Genomic DNA, 17,946 nt, shown 5'->3' on the forward strand with positions numbered 1-17,946 from the left:
ATCTAAGACAGTAACTATTCCTGAGAATATAGAATTCACCTTCATTCCACCCTATACACCTGAAATGAACCCTATTGAACAAGTATGGTCAGAGATTCGCAAACGTGGTTTCAAGAATAAGGTATTTAGAACTCTAAGTGCGGTAATGGATAAACTTCAGGAAGTTATTCAAAACTTATCTTCTGCTCAACTCAAATCAATTGTACATAGAGATTGGACATCAGCTATTTTTGATTTTAATTGAGTATTAATTACATGGAAGACAATGCCATTGTAACTAGTCAATAAGTCTATACCAAAATCAGAAGACCCTATAAAATTTATAATCTCCCAAATCCTCATTAGAACGCAAAGTCACTAATTAAAAAAATCCTGCCAATGATTTTTTGGCAGGATTTTTGGCAGGAAACCAAATCAAATTATCAGTTTCTTTAAATCGCTATAAGCTCTAAAAGACTGGTAAATCGGGCTTCCGCTCTCAAATTGCTATGTGACTCTTATTTAAGAGTGATTGTTGCTCCAGCTTCTTCAAGTTTAGCTTTAAGTTCTTCTGCTTCTGCTGCAGAAACACCTTCTTTGATGTTAGCAGGTGCACCGTCAACAAGACCTTTAGCTTCTTTAAGACCAAGACCTGTGATTTCACGAACAGCTTTGATAACACCAACTTTTTTGTCACCAGCAGATGTCAATTCAACGTCGAATGAATCTTTAGCTGCTTCTTCAGCACCACCAACAGCAGCTACAGCTACAGGAGCAGCTGCAGTTACACCAAATTCTTCTTCGATAGCTTTTACAAGATCGTTAAGCTCAAGGATTGAAGCTTCTTTAATTTCAGCAATAATGTTTTCAATGTTTAATGCCATGGTAATTTCCTCCAAATAATTAATTTAAAATGTTAAGTGTAGCCTTAAGCTACTTGACGACTTAAGCAGCACCTTCTTTGTTTTCTGCAACAGCTTTGATAGCGTATGCAACGTTGCGAACTGGAGCTTGAAGTACAGAAAGAAGCATAGAAAGCATTCCTTCGCGGTTTGGCAATGTTGCAAGTGCTTGAATTTCTTCTTTTGAAGAAACAGCGCCTTCGATTGCACCACCTTTGATTTCAAGTGCGTCAGCAGTTTTAGCAAAGTCATTGATGACTTTAGCCGGTGCGATAACATCTTCGTTAGAAAATGCTACTGCAGATGGTCCTACGAAAAGATCTTTCAATCCTTCAAGACCTGCTTTTTCAGCTGCACGAGTCAATATTGAGTTTTTAATAACTTTGAACTCAACGTCACTTTCGCGAAGCGAACGACGAAGAACAGTATCTTGCTCAACTGTAAGACCACGTGAATCAACAACAACGATAGACGCAGCAGTCTTCATTTTTTCAGCTACGATATCCACTTGCTCAGCTTTTTTAGCAATAATTGCTTCACTCATTAGTTTTACCTCCGTTTTTATTTTTGGGATAGGCACAAAAAAATCGTACCTAAACCTAGACACGAAAGTACAAATACGTTATTTTCTTTAATCACGCTTTGTGCCTCGGCAGGAATATTACGAGCACGCTCCCCTGCTGTCTTAGGTCAGTTTTCTACAAAAACCTTACATAAGTATAACCTTTTAAATTCTTCCTGTCAAGAAGAATCCACTAAGTTGTAAAATTTTTAAGAAATGTTAATTTCCAAAGTAAATTGTTTTGAAGGCGAAGTAGGTCTTGGTATTCTAGGTGAACTCTAGTCTGTCATTTTTCTAAACTCGTAAACTGTAGCCCCAAAGGCAAGATTTTACACTAATCCCCATCAACTAGAACTTAGTCTGAAATGCAACAAAATAAAAAGACTGACAATTACGAACCCTTAACTAGCCAAGCAAACCCAGTTAGTTGTGGCAATTCGTTATCCTCAGTCTGATAATCACAATCACTCATCTTGCGACACTGATTGTTTATTAGCCCATTCCTTGCTGTAGAAATAAGGATTAAGCTGATATTTTGGAGACGGATGGTTCATCTCCAAGAAAGGTTGAACCGCCTTATCAAAAGCTAACCAACCATTCCAACCAATATGAATGGTATCTTGCATAAAGTAAGGTTTCCCGCCATCTTTTGAAAAATCAGCAATTTGGTGAAATCCTTGCGTCTTTAGCTGATATTTTATTTTTCGGACAGCCTCTTGATATTTTTCTTGATTAAGACCTGTATAATCTGCCCATGCCTTATTAACAGGTGTGATGACAAAAAGAACATCTGTCTTTTGTTTAGCAAATTCTGACAAAACTAATTGAAAATCATTGTATTCTGGTGATGTCACATAACTATATTTGGCTTGGAAATTTTTATAAAACCGGTGTCTAGGTGCGATACGCTGACTATAGAAGGAATTTTTAATGCCAAAGCGATTATTTGTAGTCGCAAGTTGTCCTCTCCTAGTTGCTAGTTCAGCTAAACGCGTATACGAAAATGTCTTTGGAAGTCCCTTAACACGAGGAAGAATCTTAGTTTCATAATTCTTAGATTTACTAAAAAAACTAAAGAGGGACTCCTCTCTTAAAGCAATTTGATGTTGCCATTTTAAAAGAATAACCTCCCAAGCACTAAGCGCACGTCCTTTGCTGATTTTCTTGAGTAGGTCTGACTTGGAAACACTAGGATTAATCTTAAGCAAGCGCTTAGCAGCCACCTGTGATTCTTTATCAGTCTTTGCCTTTAACAGAAACTCAATCACTTGAGTATTTGACAAATACATTTGAACCGCACCAGGGTTAGTGCCTTTTGGTGTAAACCATTGAGGAGATATCACAAATACAGCTTTTTTCCCTTGCATTTCCTCTGAAATCTGCTGCATCCCATAATATTGTGATAAAGAAGCAGAGCCTCTTTTGCCGATTAAAAATGGTCTATAGCTACGCTGATAGCGCTCTGCAAGCACAGATGGATGCATTCCGTCCATTCGACTCCATTCACTGGAACCAAAAAAGGGAACAAAGCGACATTGACTGTCCGATAAGGCTTGTCTTTTAATAAGGCCATTTTTAAAAGAACTGTCTGTAATCGCTACAGCATTTGCTTTTTCCTGCACCACGGAATGCTTAAGCCTAGTTGGAAAACTAAAAATAGTGAAACAAACTAGAACAAAGGCAACGAAAAGGGGACCTAGGATTAACCAAAGTCTCTTAAGCATTTTGTAATTCCTCTACACCTTGGATGATTTTATTAGCGGTATTCCAATCTTCACGACCAAACTCTGAAATTGGTACTTTAATATTGAAAGCCGACTCTAATTCAACAATCAACTCCACCGTCCCAAGACTATCTAAAACACCTGCATCAAACAAGTCCTCATCCATCATCTCTGAAACATCTTCCATAAATAAACGATCAAACAACTCAATTACTGTTTCTTCAATAGACATTTTTATACTCCCTTTATTAGCGTAATGGTTTGCTAAACCAAAGATTATTTAAAAATCCCGAGAATAACAAAAGTGAAAACATGACAACATGGAAAGTTATCACAATACATAAAACGTGGAAAACCTTACTCTGAAAGTATGGTGCCAAGCCTTTTTTCTTACGGTTACGGTTAATTTCTTTTTTCTTACGAATCCAGGCATCATTAATAATGAGCCCTATACCGTGAAATAAACCATAGGCGATATAATACCAAGTCAAACCATGCCAAAATCCCATAACCAGCATATTTACCAAATAGGCAACCCCTGAAGTAACATTTCTACTTTTAAAGGTTTTATGCTTAACCAGAAAATGTACCAGTCTCATGAAAACGTAATCTCTAAACCAAAAAGACAGACTCATGTGCCATCTATTCCAAAATTCTTTCAAGCTGGGTGATAAGAACGGTTTGTTAAAGTTTTCTGGTGTTTTAATTCCTAACAAATATGAAACACCGATAGCAAACATGGAATAACCCGCAAAATCAAAGAAAAGATTCAGCCCGTAAACATACATCACTAAGATTGTCTCTTTATTGACATAGCCACCAGCCGCCAATGCTTTATTTTCAATAACAGGCAACAAAATACCGCTCAAGCAATAAGAAATGATATGTTTGTACAAAAAGCCAAGCATGATATACATCACTGCTTTATTAAGCATTGTAAGATAGTCATTACAAGTAGGAACTGTTTTGTAATCTTCTTGAAAACGCTTAAAACGATCAATTGGACCACTTGAAAAGGTTGGGAAAAAAATCATGAAACGAATGAAGTCTTTCAAACTAACATCCGTTAAAGTCCCATCCCGCATCTCAATAACCATTCCAATACTCTTGAATGTTAAATAGGAAATTCCTAAAAAACTAAAGAGGGTTTGATTTGACTGTGATGTTAAGGGAACAACTTTGACACAAATTAGTGGAAAAAGAACCATTACAATAGCTAGATAAAAAATACTAGTACGGTTAGCCTTTTGACGATAAAATTTGTAGGCGAAAACACTAAAAATTTGCCAAACAAGATAGAACAAAAAAGCTAGGAACTGGTGGTAATGTTCTCCCCCAAACATAAAGAGAATAAAAACTAAACTAACTAATGTTTCATAGACTGAAAAACGCTTTTGTTTAAAAATTCCAATCACTACTGGTAGAAATGCTAGGATAAGATAAACAAAGTAAATAGGATTACCGTAAGGTTCCATGTAAGGGATATGGCCAAAAATCGTCCTCATCGGTTATTGACCTCATTAATTAAGAATTTTATGTCAATCTTCCCATTTGGTGTGAGAGGAAGACTATCTCTATAAATAAATTTAGAAGGCATCATATAAGCCATCATATGGTCTTTGACCGATTCTTTGATAGCCTTAGTCATGTCTAACTCTCTGTCAAATTGTTCTTTAACACCATCTTTTAAAACAATATAGGCTAGGAGATTTTGAACCTTGTATTCTTTATTGTACCTTGGTACTGCTACAGCTGATGCAATCATTGGTGACTGGTTCAACTGCTGAGAAACATCTTCAAGTTCGATGCGGTAGCCGGCATATTTAATTTGAAAATCTAAACGACCACCATAAAGTAAGATATTATCTTCAGTTAAAGACCCTAAATCTCCAGTGTGGTAAGCAGGTTGTCCATCAAATGTAAAGAAAGCTTCCGCCGTTTTTTCAGGATTATTGAGGTAACCTTTTGAAACAGCAGGGCCCGTCACAATAATCTCACCTTGCTGACCTGGTGCCAATGCCTTACCCTCTTCGTCAATGATATAAGTTGGAGAATCTAACTTAGGATAACCAATTGGCAAACGGGTGTAGGTATCTACCATTTCTTTTGTAATAGAAATGGCAGATAAAGCAACAGTAGCTTCTGTCGGTCCATAGGCATTAATAATCTTTACGTCTGGGAAACGTTCAAAAAGTTTTCTTGCCGTAGACACCGTTAACTCTTCGCCATCAAAATAAAAATGTGTTAAAGCTGGCATCTTATCCTGACAAAAATCATCACTAAGCATTGCCATATCAGCAAAGGAAGGTGTTGATGTCCAAATACCAACCGGTAATTGTGTAATAGTTGCAAACAATTGTTTAAAATCCGAAACCATTTCTTTAGGAAGTGCAAAAAGTGTTCCTCCTAGAGCTAAAGTTGGTGCCCAGTACATGACCGAAAGATCAAATGAATAAGGGGGCTGTGCCAACATTTGGGGTTGCTTAGGAATGGCAAATTCAGTATCCTCAATCATCCAGTTGGTAAAACTGAGAAGGTTATCATGTGAAATTTGGACCCCTTTTGGTTGACCAGTTGTCCCAGAAGTGAAGATAATATAATAATTATCGTCACCTTTTACAGGATTTGTCATGATATAAGGGGTCACACTTGCTTTTGCTTCTTCGATTTCGACTAGAGAAACAACTCTTATCATTTCCACTGAGACAGATAACTCTTCGATAGCAATCACCAAACTTGGCTTAGCAATGTCAATAATCGACAAAATACGCTCAGTTGCTGAATGCACATCTACCGGAATATACGCATGACCTGATTTGGTCAAAGCAACAAATGTCGCCAACATATCGTAAGTCTGAGCACCAAAAACCAAAACCGGAGATTTCTCTGGCAATCCTAGACCATCTATGAATGAAGCAATGCTATCAGAATCTTTTTTTAACTGTCCATAAGTGTAACGTTGTCCTAAACAATCATACACTGGAAAATCCGCTTGTGTCCGAGCAAAATACTCAACTCGTTCAATCATATCCGTAATCATCAGTTGATCTCCTAAAATTCGTTGTAAATAAAGTTACTTTGACCATGTCCTAGGTAACCAAAGAAATAGACCAGTAACATTAAAATCAGATAGAATAAAGCTACTTTGCCTATAAATACAGCAACTACCCTCATTCTCGATTTATTCTTTATCATACTTTACCTTCTTGTACTAGTGAAATAATATCCTAATAAATTTTACTTGAAAAAGCTTGACTTGACAAGTTAAAAGTCAAACTATTAAAAAGAAAATTTATTTAATTTAAAAACCTTTAAATTCTTCATTTATTAATCTTATAAGAACTTATAAAAGCTCTATTAACATCCTCAAATTAAGCTTTTCAAAGCCTCGTTACTCTATTAGAAAAATGAATTTTTTTGATCGTATTTCTAATTTATAGTGGTATTAATTCATTAATTTCAGTTCTAAAATTATGTCACGGATTTGGGCAGCCAGTTCAAAGTCAAGCAATTCAGCTGCCTCTTGCATTTGTTTTTGTAATTTTTTAATCGCTTCTTTTCGTTCAGACTTAGACATGGTTTCATAGTCAATCTCTGCTTCTGTCGTATTAGTACCGGCTGCCTTGCTGATACTAATTAAATCACGAATTTCTTTTTTTATAGTTTGTGGAATAATCCCATGTTCTTCATTGTAAGCCATTTGAATGTCACGACGACGTGCTGTTTCATCAATAGCTCGCTGCATGGAATCCGTCACCTTATCAGCATACATAATAACATGCCCGTCTGCATTTCGCGCTGCACGACCAATCGTCTGAATTAAGCCACGTTCATTACGGAGGAATCCTTCCTTGTCAGCATCTAAGATAGCTACCAGACTAACCTCTGGAACATCAATCCCTTCACGTAAAAGATTAATTCCTATGAGGACATCAAAGACCCCCAATCGTAAGTCTCGGATAATTTCAGTTCGCTCCAATGTCTTAATATCACTATGCATGTACTTGACTTTGACCCCCATCTCTTTCAAATAGTCTGTCAAGTCTTCTGCCATCTTCTTGGTTAATGTTGTAATAAAAGTTCGTTCTCCACGCGCAACACGTTGATTAATTTCCCCTAGCAAATCATCCATTTGCCCCATACTTGGACGAACTTCAACTTCTGGATCAAGTAAGCCTGTGGGACGAATGATTTGTTCAATAATTGTGTTTGTTTGTTCCATTTCATAATCCCCCGGTGTTGCAGAAACATAAACAATCTGATGCACGTGACTTTCAAATTCTTCACGTCTTAAGGGACGATTATCAAGGGCAGATGGCAAACGAAAACCATAGTCAACCAGCATTTGTTTTCTAGCTTGGTCCCCATTATACATCCCTTTGATTTGTCCCATAGTCATATGACTTTCGTCAATCATAATCAGAAAGTCCTCCGGAAAGAAATCTAACAGGGTGTATGGTGGTTCTCCGACTGAGCGACCATCTATGTGACGTGAGTAATTCTCAACCCCATTCGTATAGCCCATCTCACGAAGCATCTCAATATCATAATCCGTTCTCTGGCGTAATCGCTGTGCCTCAAGTAGTTTCCCTTCTGATTCAAGCACTTGTAATTGTTCTTCTAGCTCTGTTTGAATCTTAGCAATGGATTGTTCCATGTGTTCATCATTGGTCATAAAGTGAGTAGCCGGAAAAAGAACCAAGTGGTCAACTTCTCCTATTGTTTTACCTGTCAAACTTTCAATTTCACGGATACGGTCAATCTCATCTCCGAAGAATTCTATTCGAAAGGCGTGGTCATCTCTTGATGCAGGAAATACTTCAACGACATCGCCACGAACACGAAAGCGTCCCCGCTGAAAATCAATGTCGTTACGTTCAAATTGACTATCTACTAATTGATTAAGCAGCTGGTCACGCGATATTTCTTGCCCAGGACGTAAACTGATAGCTGAATTAGCATATTCTTTAGGCGACCCCAATCCATAAATACAAGAAACAGATGCCACCACAATAACATCATTACGTTCAAGTAAAGCTGAAGTGGCTGAATGGCGCAATTTATCAATTTCATCATTAACAGAACTGTCTTTTTCAATGTAAGTATCACTTGATGGCACATAAGCTTCGGGCTGGTAGTAATCGTAGTAAGAAACAAAATATTCTACGGCATTATCCGGAAAAAACTCTTTAAATTCTCCGTATAACTGACCAGCCAGTGTTTTATTATGGGCAATGACCAGAGTCGGCTTGTTTACCTTGCTAATGACTTGACTCATGGTGTATGTTTTTCCGGTACCTGTTGCTCCTAAAAGAATCTGTGCTTTCTCGCCACCTTCAATATTATCAACTAAAGTTTCAATTGCCTGCGGCTGATCTCCAGAAGGGGAATAGTTTGAAACCAATTTAAATTGTCTATCCACACGTTTATCAATCATGTTCTTGTCCTTTAACTTAATGTCTCCCCTTTATTTTAACATATACAGAAAAGATTATCCTTTATTTAGGTCATTTCAAAACCTCCTCTGTCCATGTTAGGTTTTATGACACAATAGAAAGGAATTTGTTGCCTTATCAAAAAAAGTTTGTTATAATTAGTCATATTTTTTATTTTTATAAGGAGGTTAGTATAATGTACAAATTAAAAGCATTCTTGCTTGCCATAATAGCCGTTATATTTATGACTAATGGTCAAGCAAGCGCAGAAACAATTCATATTGTTTCTGACACAGCTTATGCCCCGTTTGAGTTTAAAGATTCAGATCAGGTTTATAAAGGAATTGATGTTGATATTATCAGTGAGGTTGCAAAGCGTAAATCTTGGGATTATAATATGACTTTCCCAGGTTTCGATGCCGCTGTTAATGCCATTCAATCTGGTCAAGCAGATGCTCTTATGGCTGGTACAACAATTACTGATGCTCGCAAAAAAGTATTTCATTTCTCAGATCCTTACTACGATACCAAAATCGTCATTGCGACACGTAAAGCTAGCCCCATTAAGAAATATAGTGAACTAAAAGGCAAGATTATTGGTGTTAAAAATGGCACAGCGGCCCAATCTTTTTTGGATAAATTTCAAAAAAAGTATGGTTATACGGTTAAAACATTTGACACTGGCGACTTAATGTATAATAGCTTATCCGCTGGTTCTATTGCTGCAGTCATGGATGATGAACCTGTGATCCAATATGCCATTAACCAAAAACAAGACCTCGCTATCAATATGAAAGGCGAGTCCATTGGCAGTTTTGGCTTTGCTGTAAAAAAAGGTAGCGGCTATGACAACTTGATTAAGGATTTCAATGCTGCCCTTGCAGAAATGAAAGCTGATGGCACTTACCAAGCTATCATGGCAAAATGGCTCGGTACAGATGATAAAGCTACCACAAGCCAAGCAACAGGAAACGCTTCTGCCAAAGCTACACCTGTGAAAGCTATCTACAAGATCGTCTCTGACTCTGCTTTTGCTCCATTTGAATTTCAAAATGATAACGGCAAGTATGTCGGAATTGATATAGAATTGATTAAAGCAATCGCCAAGCAACAAGGTTTCAAAATTGAAATCACCAACCCCGGCTTTGATGCTGCATTAAATGCAGTACAATCTAGCCAAGCAGATGCCGTTATTGCTGGAGCAACCATCACTGACGCTCGCAAAGCTATCTTTGATTTTTCAGATCCTTACTACACATCAAATATTATTCTAGCGGTTAAATCTGGAAAAGGCATTAAGACCTATGATGCTTTGAAGGACAAAACTGTTGGTGCTAAAAATGGAACCTCTTCTTATTCTTGGTTGAAAGAGAATGCCACAAAATATGGCTACAATGTTAAGGCATTTGACGATGGATCAACCATGTACGATAGCCTAAATTCAGGTTCTGTTGATGCTATTATGGATGATGAAGCTGTTTTAAAATATGCGATTTCTCAAGGACGTCGCTTTGAAACCCCCATTGATGGTATTTCAACCGGTGACATTGGCTTTGCTGTAAAAAAGGGCACAAATCCAGAGTTAATTGAGATGTTCAACAATGGTTTAGCGGCTCTGAAAAAATCCGGAAAATATGATGACATTATCGATAAATACCTAAATTCTAAAAAGGTTGCCAAATCTTCTAAAAAAGGTGTTGACGAATCAACTATTTCAGGGCTTTTATCTAATAACTACAAACAATTATGGGCTGGTCTAGGAACAACCCTCAGTTTGACCTTGGTCTCATTTGCAATTGCTTTAATTATTGGGATTATCTTTGGAATGATGGCTGTATCACCCACTAAATCTTTCCGACTTATTTCATCGATTTTTGTTGATGTGGTTCGTGGCATTCCATTAATGATTGTAGCCGCTTTTATTTTCTGGGGTGTACCAAACCTTATTGAAAGTATGACAGGTCATCAATCACCAATCAACGATTTCTTAGCAGCTACAATTGCCTTATCGCTTAATGGTGGTGCTTATATTGCTGAGATTGTGCGTGGGGGTATTGAAGCTGTTCCAGTAGGTCAAATGGAAGCTAGTCGCAGTCTTGGTTTGTCTTACGGAACGACTATGAGAAAAGTGATTCTTCCACAGGCTGTCAAACTCATGCTACCAAATTTCATCAATCAATTTGTTATTTCTTTAAAAGACACAACTATCGTTTCAGCAATTGGTTTAGTGGAACTCTTCCAAACAGGTAAAATTATCATTGCAAGAAACTATCAATCTTTCCGTATGTATGCTATCTTAGCAGTTATTTACCTTATCATGATTACGCTCTTAACAAGACTTGCAAAACGTTTAGAAAAGAGGCTTAACTAATGGCAGAATTAAAAATTGATGTCCAAGATTTGCACAAATCTTATGGTCAAAACGAAGTGTTAAAAGGAATTGATGCCAAATTCTATGAAGGCGATGTCGTTTGCATTATCGGTCCTTCTGGTTCTGGGAAATCAACTTTCCTACGTACTCTGAATCTCCTTGAAACCATTACAAGTGGTAAAGTTGTGGTTGATGGTTTTGAATTATCAGATCCTAAGACAACGATTGACAAAGCGCGTGAGAATATCGGAATGGTCTTTCAACATTTCAATCTGTTTCCGCACATGACTGTCCTTGAAAATATCATTTTTGCTCCGGTTGAACTTGGCAAAGAAACTAAAGAGACTGCCAAAAAGCATGGAATGGCTCTCCTTGAAAAAGTTGGACTTTCAGATAAGGCCGAGGCTTTTCCAGATAGCTTATCAGGTGGTCAAAAACAACGTGTTGCCATCGCAAGAAGTTTAGCGATGAATCCGGATATTATGCTCTTTGACGAACCAACTTCTGCTCTTGATCCTGAAATGGTTGGAGATGTGTTAAACGTTATGAAAGATTTGGCTGATCAGGGAATGACCATGTTAATTGTAACCCACGAAATGGGCTTTGCCCGTCAAGTGGCCAATCGCGTTATTTTCACTGATGGTGGGCAATTCTTGGAAGATGGAACTCCAGAAGAGATTTTTGATCATCCTAAACACCCTCGTCTCATTGAATTTTTAGACAAGGTTTTAAATGTCTAATTAAATTCATAAAGTACTACACTAACTTCCAAGAAATCAAGGAGAGTAGGCGACAACGTTGACGGCTAGTGCCAATTTGTCATCTCACTGAAAAGTCTAATATCAAAAAATCAAATAAGCAAAAAACGAATGTCGGTAGTTATAGAAAATACATAACGATCCTTCATTCGTTTTTAAGTTCTTTTCATTCAAACAGATAATAATCATTTGTGATTCTTTATTTTCAGTGATGTCCTCTTATCTCAGTCTCTATTTGATTGCCTTTAATGCTATAATCAAGTTACAAAAATGGGGATACCCTTATGACTCTCTCCTTCATAAGAGTGTCCCCATGTGCTTGATTACAGGCGCTTTCGTTTGATCAGACAATAACCTAATATAATAAGAGTCAGCCCTGTCACAATGTGCAAGTATTTGTTACCAAGAACTGGACTAATAGTAATGAGGAAAAATCCTATTGCTATCAAAAACGTTGCCCCATTTTTTTCTTTCATCAAAGGTCACTCGCTTTTTCTTTATTAGCTGAAATAACAAAAGGTGCCCAAATAAGGAAAGCTACAAAAAGATTAAACAAGGATACCAGACCTGCCATAATACTGCCTCCAGTAGCTAAGTAAGCATAAAGTCCAACCGGCGTAATCCAAGGCACCGGCAAGAACACTGGTGGAATCAAACCTACTGCTGTGGCAAAATAAGCGATACTAGCACAAATTGGTGGTACAACTAACCATGGAATCACAAAGGTTGGGTTCAAGACAATCGGCATCCCAAATGTAATCGGCTCATTAATATTGAACACGCCCATCGGTGCTGATAGTTTAGCGATTGTTTTGTGTTCTTCACGTTTTGAAAAGATAAAAATCGCAATAATAAGGGCTAACGTAACACCTGATCCCCCCATTTGGGCATAGGCATCAAAAGAACCACGTGTCCAGAGATAAGGTAGATTAGCAGCACTATGTGCTGTATTATAGGCAGCTGTATTTTCTGTCAGAGCCACCATATAAATTCCATCCATGACGGGCGCTAACACATTGTGACCATGCAAACCAAAGAACCAGAGCAGTTGAACCAAGAAGGTTAATAAGATAACCGAGCCAATTCCTTGTGAGAGACCTAGCAAAGGTAACTGAATGTAGGTTGAAATCACATCACTCAAAGATGAACCTGTAACAATAAAGATAAGGTAAGCAAAAATTGCTGATGCGTAAATGGCAGCTGTCCCTGGAATAATAGCCGCAAAGGCCTTATTGACTGCTGGCGGCACATTATCTGGTAGTTTAATCGTCAAATTCCGTTTGGTCAAAGCTGCATAGACAAAACTAGATAAGAAACCAATAATTAAAGCTGTAAAAAGCCCTGTTGCTCCAACATATTTCAAGGCAATAGCTCCCCACTCACTGGTTTCTAAGGTTGAGACTCCCTTTGTAGTAACTACCGAAAGCCCCATATCTTTCATGCTCGCTAACATACTAGCGGATGCTTCTTTTAAGGGTGTTGAAATGGTCAAACTTTGAGGAAGGGTAGCAATAAAGGAAGCAAATGAAATTAGCCCACCCGCCAAAGGGTTAACCTTGTGCATCACAGCCAAATGATAGCCAAAAGCAAAGGCAAAAAATAGAGCCATAACTCCTATCGTACCGAAATAAACATAACCATTAATAGCAATAACAGGCTGCATAGCCGTTGCAAACCCAGTCCAGCCCATATTATTTGGAATATCACGTAAGAAAACATTCAGTAAAACGGCAACTGAACCTGCCATTGTGATTGGCATCATTGAAATAAAAGAATCACGAATAGCAACCAAATGCCTTTGTGACCCGATTTTCCCTGAAATCTCCATGAACTTATCAGAAAAATGCGACATAATTTTCTCCTATATGTATTTTTTAGTATGACAAAATCATAATTAACTTTCGTTACAAATCATGTTAAGATAATTGCTTAGCATACTGGATTAGCGCTGCTAATTGAGCGTGTGATTGTCGTTCCAAACTTTTTTTGAAGAGTTTTCCCATGATTAACTGATTGACTTTTTGAAAAAAATCAACAGCCTTCATTTCATATTGGTAAGTAATTCTTGTTCGGTGTTCTCCTAAAGCTTCTAGATAGTAAGATAGTTCCTTAATCCCACGATTGGAACTAAAGCGGGCAGCATAAAGGCTCGGAACTTCAAAAGCTGTCACCAATACCTTTACGGTATGCTCGTGATGCTTGCCATAACGTTTCGTGTAGCTTAGCCCTTCTTTCAAATCAGAAAGCGGCAACTGTTTCAAGGTGTTTTGACGGTAATCGTCTTGAAGTGATCGCCTGATAGCTTCAAAGCATTGGTTTATAGAAATATCTCCTTCTGTCGAAATAATCATAACTTACCTCTTTGCGATTTCTGATATTTTCTCATAAACACTCACCAATTCTTTAGCTAAATCAATGAAAGCTAAAGCTGTCATCATGTGATCTTGACCATGCACCATCAATAAGGATAATTCAACAGAGCCCCCAGAGGCTTCTTGAGATAGTAAATTAGTTTGGGATTTATGAGCAACATTTAACGAATTTGTGGCTTCTTGGAGCAAGGCTTTAGCTGTGCTAAACTGACCATCTCTAGCCGCATGAATGGCTTCAACAGCTTTTCCTTTGGCTTCACCACCATACATGATTAACCCCATAATGGCTTCTAGGTTTGATGGTTCCGTCATACCTATTCCTCCATCATTGCCAGGGCCGTTTCAAGCACTTTTTCGCCATTCATGAGACCATAATCAGCCATATTAATGGCATCCACTTTAATTTTGGGTTCAAATTTTGTCTTAAAGTCCTTTAGCAGAAATTTTACTTGTGGTCCCAACAAAAGGACGTCAATGGTTTTGGTAGCGACTTCATTGTCAGCTTCGCTCACAGGAACCGCCCAAATATCAGCTTCGATGCCACGTGCTTGGGCCACTTTTTGCATTTTGGTCACTAGCATACTCGTTGACATACCAGCGTTACAAACTAACATAATTGTTTTCATTGTGTTTCTCCTATTGTTCATTGAGTAAGGGAATAAATAATGTGATTAATTGAGCATAGCTTGGCTCATCTAATAAGGCTTTTTGAAGCTTCACTTGGTTAACAAACGAGACCAAGCTCGGTGAAATGTATTTTAAATGGCTATTACGTCCCTTAGAGGGCGATAACAAAAAGATAAATTGAACCGCTTGATGCTCCTCGTCCCAATAAATGGGTTCTTGACAAATTGCCACAACGACCTGTTCTGAATACGTCATTGGATTTGCTGGATGTGGAAAAGCTAGCACATCTCCAAAAACAATCGAGCTATAGCTTTCTCTTAGGACTATTTGATCGTAGAAAGTGGTGTTAAACGCTTCAGTTGTCACCTCATCTAGGCAAGCAATCATTTGAAAAAGCAATTCCTTTTTCGCCACTTTTTTATCAAAGTAAAGGAGCCGCTTTGGACTAAAAACCTCTTTTAAAAGTTGTTCTGCTTTTGTTACACTCATCTGATAGGGAAAGTGCCTTTCTGTTTTGAGACGTTCTTGCTCACCAATAAACTGACGAATCCTTTCAATATCCTGATCTGATAGAAAAACACTAACGGTAATGATAGGCGTTAAAAACGTGACATTGGTCAGACTAATTGAGGAAATGATCAAATCAATGGTTTTGAGACGTTCTTCAGTAATTTCATAGTAACTAATCACATCAACAATGTGAATTCTGCCTTCAAATTCTTTTTCCAAACGATTTTTAAGCATCATGGCACTGCCATAACCTGTTGCACAAACCACTAATACCCTTAATTTATGACGATTTGAATAGCGTTCAATAGCTGCCATTAAATGTAAGCTAATGTAAGCCCATTCGTCATCCGACAAGTGATAAGCGTTAAATTCTGGTAAACCACTAAAGGCACGTTTTGTTACTTCAAAGACTTCCGGATACTTACGTTTAATATCTTCTGTTAAGGGGTTAGACAACCGAATATTATTTTCAAGACGTATGGTTAAAGGAGTCATATGTGCCAACAATCCCTGAAGTAAATTCATATCAGAATCCAAACTTATTCCTACCCATTCACTAGCTTTAACAATACTTGCTTTTAAATGGTTAGCTAATAAATGATCAGCATTGCCTCCTTGTAACGTATTTCTAGCCGACTGTTTAACCTTTAAATGCAGGGCAATGTAATTGGCTTCGTCCTTAGGAAAACGTATCCCCATCACTTCTTCTACTTGATATAAAATACGAAGAGCTACTTGATACTCATCAGACTGGCGAATATCGTCTGGAATAGAAAACATTTCTAAAGAATAACCTGATCGAATGCGTTGAACCATCAGCGCAATATGCAAAACCAAGTTATGCATCACAAAATCTGACAATTTCAATTTTGCATCGCGGCATTCACCTAGAACGATAATCGTTATTTCAGTAAACTTAATATTGTCAAGAAAAGTATTGCCTACCATGGCATAGATTGACTCATCAAAACTATCCCCAAAAAAATAATCCATGATAAACCGTCGAATATTCTCTTCTTTCCCTTTTACTTGGATATGATGATGACTAATATCAAGACACAACTCATAAGGACTAATCCGCTTTTTAATAGCCACCAAAACATTTTTTAAGGTGGTTCGACTGATATAAAGTTCTTGGCAGAGTGCCTCAAATTCTTGAATAGCTTCTTCAAAAAAGAATTTGTTTAACAGGTAGTGTTCTCGGTCAATGGATTCTTCTACCTGTGTCACATCTGCTAAGCGTTTTTTAGAAGATAAATTCTCTTGCCAAAACATATCAAATTCCATAGAATGATCTACTTCTAAACAATATCCCTGTCCTTGTTTAGAGGTAATATGAGCACCAACTTGGGGAAGAAGCGTGATCAGATTCTTTAAGTATTTTCTAACTGTGCGGTCACTGACACCGATGGCTTTGGCTATGGTTGCACTGGAAACAAAATAACCTTTCTGACTCATTAGAAATGCTACTATGGCCATTTCTTTTTTCGATAGCATCATTCCTCCTTTTTCTTTTAGAAAACGCTTTCTTTGTGATTTTAGTTTAGCAAATCTTTCCCAAAAAAGGGAACCGAAATTTTCCGTATTGATTGTGAAAAGTGATCAATCTTTCTCAACTAGCAATGAAAAATTTTGCCATGGAGCCAAGTCAGCTAACAAGTCTAAAGACTCTTCCTTGATTTCCGCTACCACATTTGCCTTATCGCTAACTGTGAAATCCCTTAATGCAATCTGTAATTCTCCTTTGTAGCGAGTGTAGCGGTTATTGTCAATGATAACACTCCCACGTTTAACGCATTTGGATTGTTCCCTTGCTGGCAGTGATTCTTTAGCATAAACTACTCGAGGCATGGTGGAGCGGATCACATAGTCTGAAACATCTCCCCGATACTGATGCGGGTAGGTAATGATTTTTTCTTCCACTTCGGTTAAAGTAACGAGTGGTCTAACCTTAATTGTCATCACATTCCTAGCGAGAGCTTGCACACATTTGGCTAGTTCCTCTTCTGAAATAAATTGATTGGACAAAATAACAGTGTCAATCATCCCGGTTGCTTTCACCAGTTCAACCTGAGAATCTATTGGAAAATGGCGATAAGCCTCAATGGTTGGTAAACCTTCCGACACTTGCCAAGGACCCTCATTAGCTGACTTAGCCGTTATAAACGCAGCTGTTTCAATCCCATGTCTATGATAAAACTGAGATATTTCTTTAAAATATTGCACAGACAGACCTGTAAATTCATGAGGATAAAAATTATGACACCCAATAATAGCTGTCATATCAGCATCTGTTGCCAATAAATCCGTCAATAATTGCTTGCCAGAACTCATATTAAGCTCAATTTTAAGTCCAAAAGGGTTTTTAGTTAGGGCTACAATAGTTTCTAGGGGAAGCGCCTCATCTAAACGTATCCCTCCTATTCCAAACGCATGCGCCTTTTCCATCAGGCATTCAGACCAACCTGCTTGCTTAATAAAACCAGGACTAATGTCTGCAATAACACGAATTCCCAATCCCTTGGCATAGGCAATCACTTGAGCATACGTTTCAAGCGTTTGATAATCATCTGGAGCAACTTGCAAAAGACTCATAAATAAACGTTTTGCTCCATACTGATGAAGCAGCTTAATGTAATGCTGACTTTTTGCGAAAGCATGCCTTTCCGGATAAAGAGAAAACCCTAAATCAACCATTAATAGTAG

The 17,946-nt window shown here is 37.8% G+C and carries 17 protein-coding genes and 1 other annotated feature; of the genes, 3 read left to right on the top strand and 14 right to left on the bottom strand.

Going from position 1 to position 17,946, the window contains the following annotated elements; translation table 11 throughout:
- Positions 1-244: transposase (locus H346_RS0100860; RefSeq protein ID WP_027969402.1), on the top strand; the 244-nt coding region annotated here is incomplete at its 5' end.
- 253 nt (positions 245-497) lie between these two features.
- Here the strand turns inward: H346_RS0100860 and rplL are convergent.
- The 8 genes from rplL to uvrB all read right to left on the bottom strand — a co-directional run bounded on the left by rplL (position 498) and on the right by uvrB (position 8,604).
- Positions 498-863, bottom strand: coding sequence for a 50S ribosomal protein L7/L12 (rplL, locus tag H346_RS0100865; protein ID WP_027969403.1), 366 nt, complete (start codon positions 861-863; stop codon positions 498-500).
- A 61-nt stretch (positions 864-924) separates the two neighbouring features.
- Entirely contained in the window at positions 925-1,425 is a 501-nt protein-coding gene (gene rplJ / locus H346_RS0100870) for a 50S ribosomal protein L10 (RefSeq protein ID WP_027969404.1), read from the bottom strand.
- A 28-nt stretch (positions 1,426-1,453) separates the two neighbouring features.
- Positions 1,454-1,589: a sequence feature (ribosomal protein L10 leader region), on the bottom strand.
- 318 nt (positions 1,590-1,907) lie between these two features.
- Entirely contained in the window at positions 1,908-3,167 is a 1,260-nt protein-coding gene (gene dltD, locus H346_RS0100875; RefSeq protein ID WP_027969405.1) for a D-alanyl-lipoteichoic acid biosynthesis protein DltD, read from the bottom strand.
- A complete protein-coding gene (gene dltC, locus H346_RS0100880) occupies positions 3,160-3,399 on the bottom strand; it encodes a D-alanine--poly(phosphoribitol) ligase subunit DltC (RefSeq protein WP_027969406.1) in 240 nt (79 codons plus the stop codon). The genes dltD and dltC overlap by 8 nt, the downstream gene beginning before the upstream one ends.
- A 16-nt stretch (positions 3,400-3,415) precedes the next feature.
- Positions 3,416-4,672, bottom strand: a complete 1,257-nt coding sequence (gene dltB / locus H346_RS0100885) for a D-alanyl-lipoteichoic acid biosynthesis protein DltB (RefSeq protein ID WP_027969407.1) — start codon at positions 4,670-4,672, stop codon at positions 3,416-3,418.
- Positions 4,669-6,207, bottom strand: coding sequence for a D-alanine--poly(phosphoribitol) ligase subunit DltA (gene dltA, locus H346_RS0100890; protein ID WP_027969408.1), 1,539 nt, complete (start codon positions 6,205-6,207; stop codon positions 4,669-4,671). Before dltA ends, dltB begins: the two co-directional genes overlap by 4 nt.
- An 11-nt stretch (positions 6,208-6,218) precedes the next feature.
- On the bottom strand, positions 6,219-6,362 hold the full coding sequence (locus tag H346_RS10120) for a teichoic acid D-Ala incorporation-associated protein DltX (RefSeq protein ID WP_083940701.1): 144 nt from the start codon (positions 6,360-6,362) through the stop codon (positions 6,219-6,221).
- 250 nt (positions 6,363-6,612) lie between these two features.
- Positions 6,613-8,604, bottom strand: a complete 1,992-nt coding sequence (gene uvrB / locus H346_RS0100895) for an excinuclease ABC subunit UvrB (protein WP_027969409.1) — start codon at positions 8,602-8,604, stop codon at positions 6,613-6,615.
- A 191-nt stretch (positions 8,605-8,795) separates the two neighbouring features.
- Here uvrB and H346_RS0100900 point away from each other — a divergent pair, with 191 nt between their 5' ends.
- Both H346_RS0100900 and H346_RS0100905 read left to right on the top strand, forming a co-directional pair.
- Positions 8,796-10,973, top strand: a complete 2,178-nt coding sequence (locus H346_RS0100900; RefSeq protein WP_027969410.1) for an ABC transporter substrate-binding protein/permease — start codon at positions 8,796-8,798, stop codon at positions 10,971-10,973.
- Positions 10,973-11,713, top strand: coding sequence for an amino acid ABC transporter ATP-binding protein (locus tag H346_RS0100905; RefSeq protein WP_027969411.1), 741 nt, complete (start codon positions 10,973-10,975; stop codon positions 11,711-11,713). Before H346_RS0100900 ends, H346_RS0100905 begins: the two co-directional genes overlap by 1 nt.
- A gap of 493 nt (positions 11,714-12,206) precedes the next feature.
- Here H346_RS0100905 and H346_RS0100910 read toward each other — a convergent pair whose 3' ends face one another.
- The 6 genes from H346_RS0100910 to H346_RS0100935 form a co-directional block, all read right to left on the bottom strand.
- Positions 12,207-13,583: a PTS sugar transporter subunit IIC gene (locus H346_RS0100910; protein ID WP_027969412.1), complete on the bottom strand. Its 1,377-nt coding sequence runs from the start codon at positions 13,581-13,583 to the stop codon at positions 12,207-12,209.
- Between the two features lie 64 nt (positions 13,584-13,647).
- On the bottom strand, positions 13,648-14,082 hold the full coding sequence (locus H346_RS0100915; RefSeq protein ID WP_027969413.1) for a DUF3284 domain-containing protein: 435 nt from the start codon (positions 14,080-14,082) through the stop codon (positions 13,648-13,650).
- Between the two features lie 3 nt (positions 14,083-14,085).
- Positions 14,086-14,415: a PTS lactose/cellobiose transporter subunit IIA gene (locus H346_RS0100920; RefSeq protein ID WP_027969414.1), complete on the bottom strand. Its 330-nt coding sequence runs from the start codon at positions 14,413-14,415 to the stop codon at positions 14,086-14,088.
- 2 nt (positions 14,416-14,417) lie between these two features.
- Positions 14,418-14,729 (bottom strand): PTS sugar transporter subunit IIB, encoded by a 312-nt coding sequence (locus H346_RS0100925; RefSeq protein WP_027969415.1) that lies wholly within the window; start codon positions 14,727-14,729, stop codon positions 14,418-14,420.
- 10 nt (positions 14,730-14,739) lie between these two features.
- Positions 14,740-16,737, bottom strand: a complete 1,998-nt coding sequence (locus H346_RS0100930; protein ID WP_027969416.1) for a BglG family transcription antiterminator — start codon at positions 16,735-16,737, stop codon at positions 14,740-14,742.
- 105 nt (positions 16,738-16,842) lie between these two features.
- Positions 16,843-17,937 (bottom strand): DUF871 domain-containing protein, encoded by a 1,095-nt coding sequence (locus tag H346_RS0100935; protein ID WP_027969417.1) that lies wholly within the window; start codon positions 17,935-17,937, stop codon positions 16,843-16,845.
- Positions 17,938-17,946 lie beyond the last annotated feature (9 nt).

The organism is Streptococcus castoreus DSM 17536, from assembly GCF_000425025.1.
Lineage (GTDB): Bacteria > Bacillota > Bacilli > Lactobacillales > Streptococcaceae > Streptococcus > Streptococcus castoreus.

Bases quoted from the DNA above. Each gene is read 5' to 3' on its own strand.
- H346_RS0100905 (WP_027969411.1), top strand. From the start codon at position 10,973: ATGGCAGAATTAAAAATTGATGTCCAAGATTTGCACAAATCTTATGGT.
- rplJ (WP_027969404.1), bottom strand. From the start codon at position 1,425: ATGAGTGAAGCAATTATTGCTAAAAAAGCTGAGCAAGTGGATATCGTA.
- H346_RS0100935 (WP_027969417.1), bottom strand. From the start codon at position 17,937: ATGGTTGATTTAGGGTTTTCTCTTTATCCGGAAAGGCATGCTTTCGCA.
- uvrB (WP_027969409.1), bottom strand. From the start codon at position 8,604: ATGATTGATAAACGTGTGGATAGACAATTTAAATTGGTTTCAAACTAT.
- dltB (WP_027969407.1), bottom strand. From the start codon at position 4,672: ATGAGGACGATTTTTGGCCATATCCCTTACATGGAACCTTACGGTAAT.
- H346_RS0100910 (WP_027969412.1), bottom strand. From the start codon at position 13,583: ATGTCGCATTTTTCTGATAAGTTCATGGAGATTTCAGGGAAAATCGGG.
- H346_RS0100930 (WP_027969416.1), bottom strand. From the start codon at position 16,737: ATGCTATCGAAAAAAGAAATGGCCATAGTAGCATTTCTAATGAGTCAG.
- H346_RS0100915 (WP_027969413.1), bottom strand. From the start codon at position 14,082: ATGATTATTTCGACAGAAGGAGATATTTCTATAAACCAATGCTTTGAA.
- H346_RS0100925 (WP_027969415.1), bottom strand. From the start codon at position 14,729: ATGAAAACAATTATGTTAGTTTGTAACGCTGGTATGTCAACGAGTATG.
- dltD (WP_027969405.1), bottom strand. From the start codon at position 3,167: ATGCTTAAGAGACTTTGGTTAATCCTAGGTCCCCTTTTCGTTGCCTTT.
- dltC (WP_027969406.1), bottom strand. From the start codon at position 3,399: ATGTCTATTGAAGAAACAGTAATTGAGTTGTTTGATCGTTTATTTATG.
- dltA (WP_027969408.1), bottom strand. From the start codon at position 6,207: ATGATTACGGATATGATTGAACGAGTTGAGTATTTTGCTCGGACACAA.
- rplL (WP_027969403.1), bottom strand. From the start codon at position 863: ATGGCATTAAACATTGAAAACATTATTGCTGAAATTAAAGAAGCTTCA.
- H346_RS0100920 (WP_027969414.1), bottom strand. From the start codon at position 14,415: ATGACGGAACCATCAAACCTAGAAGCCATTATGGGGTTAATCATGTAT.
- H346_RS10120 (WP_083940701.1), bottom strand. From the start codon at position 6,362: ATGATAAAGAATAAATCGAGAATGAGGGTAGTTGCTGTATTTATAGGC.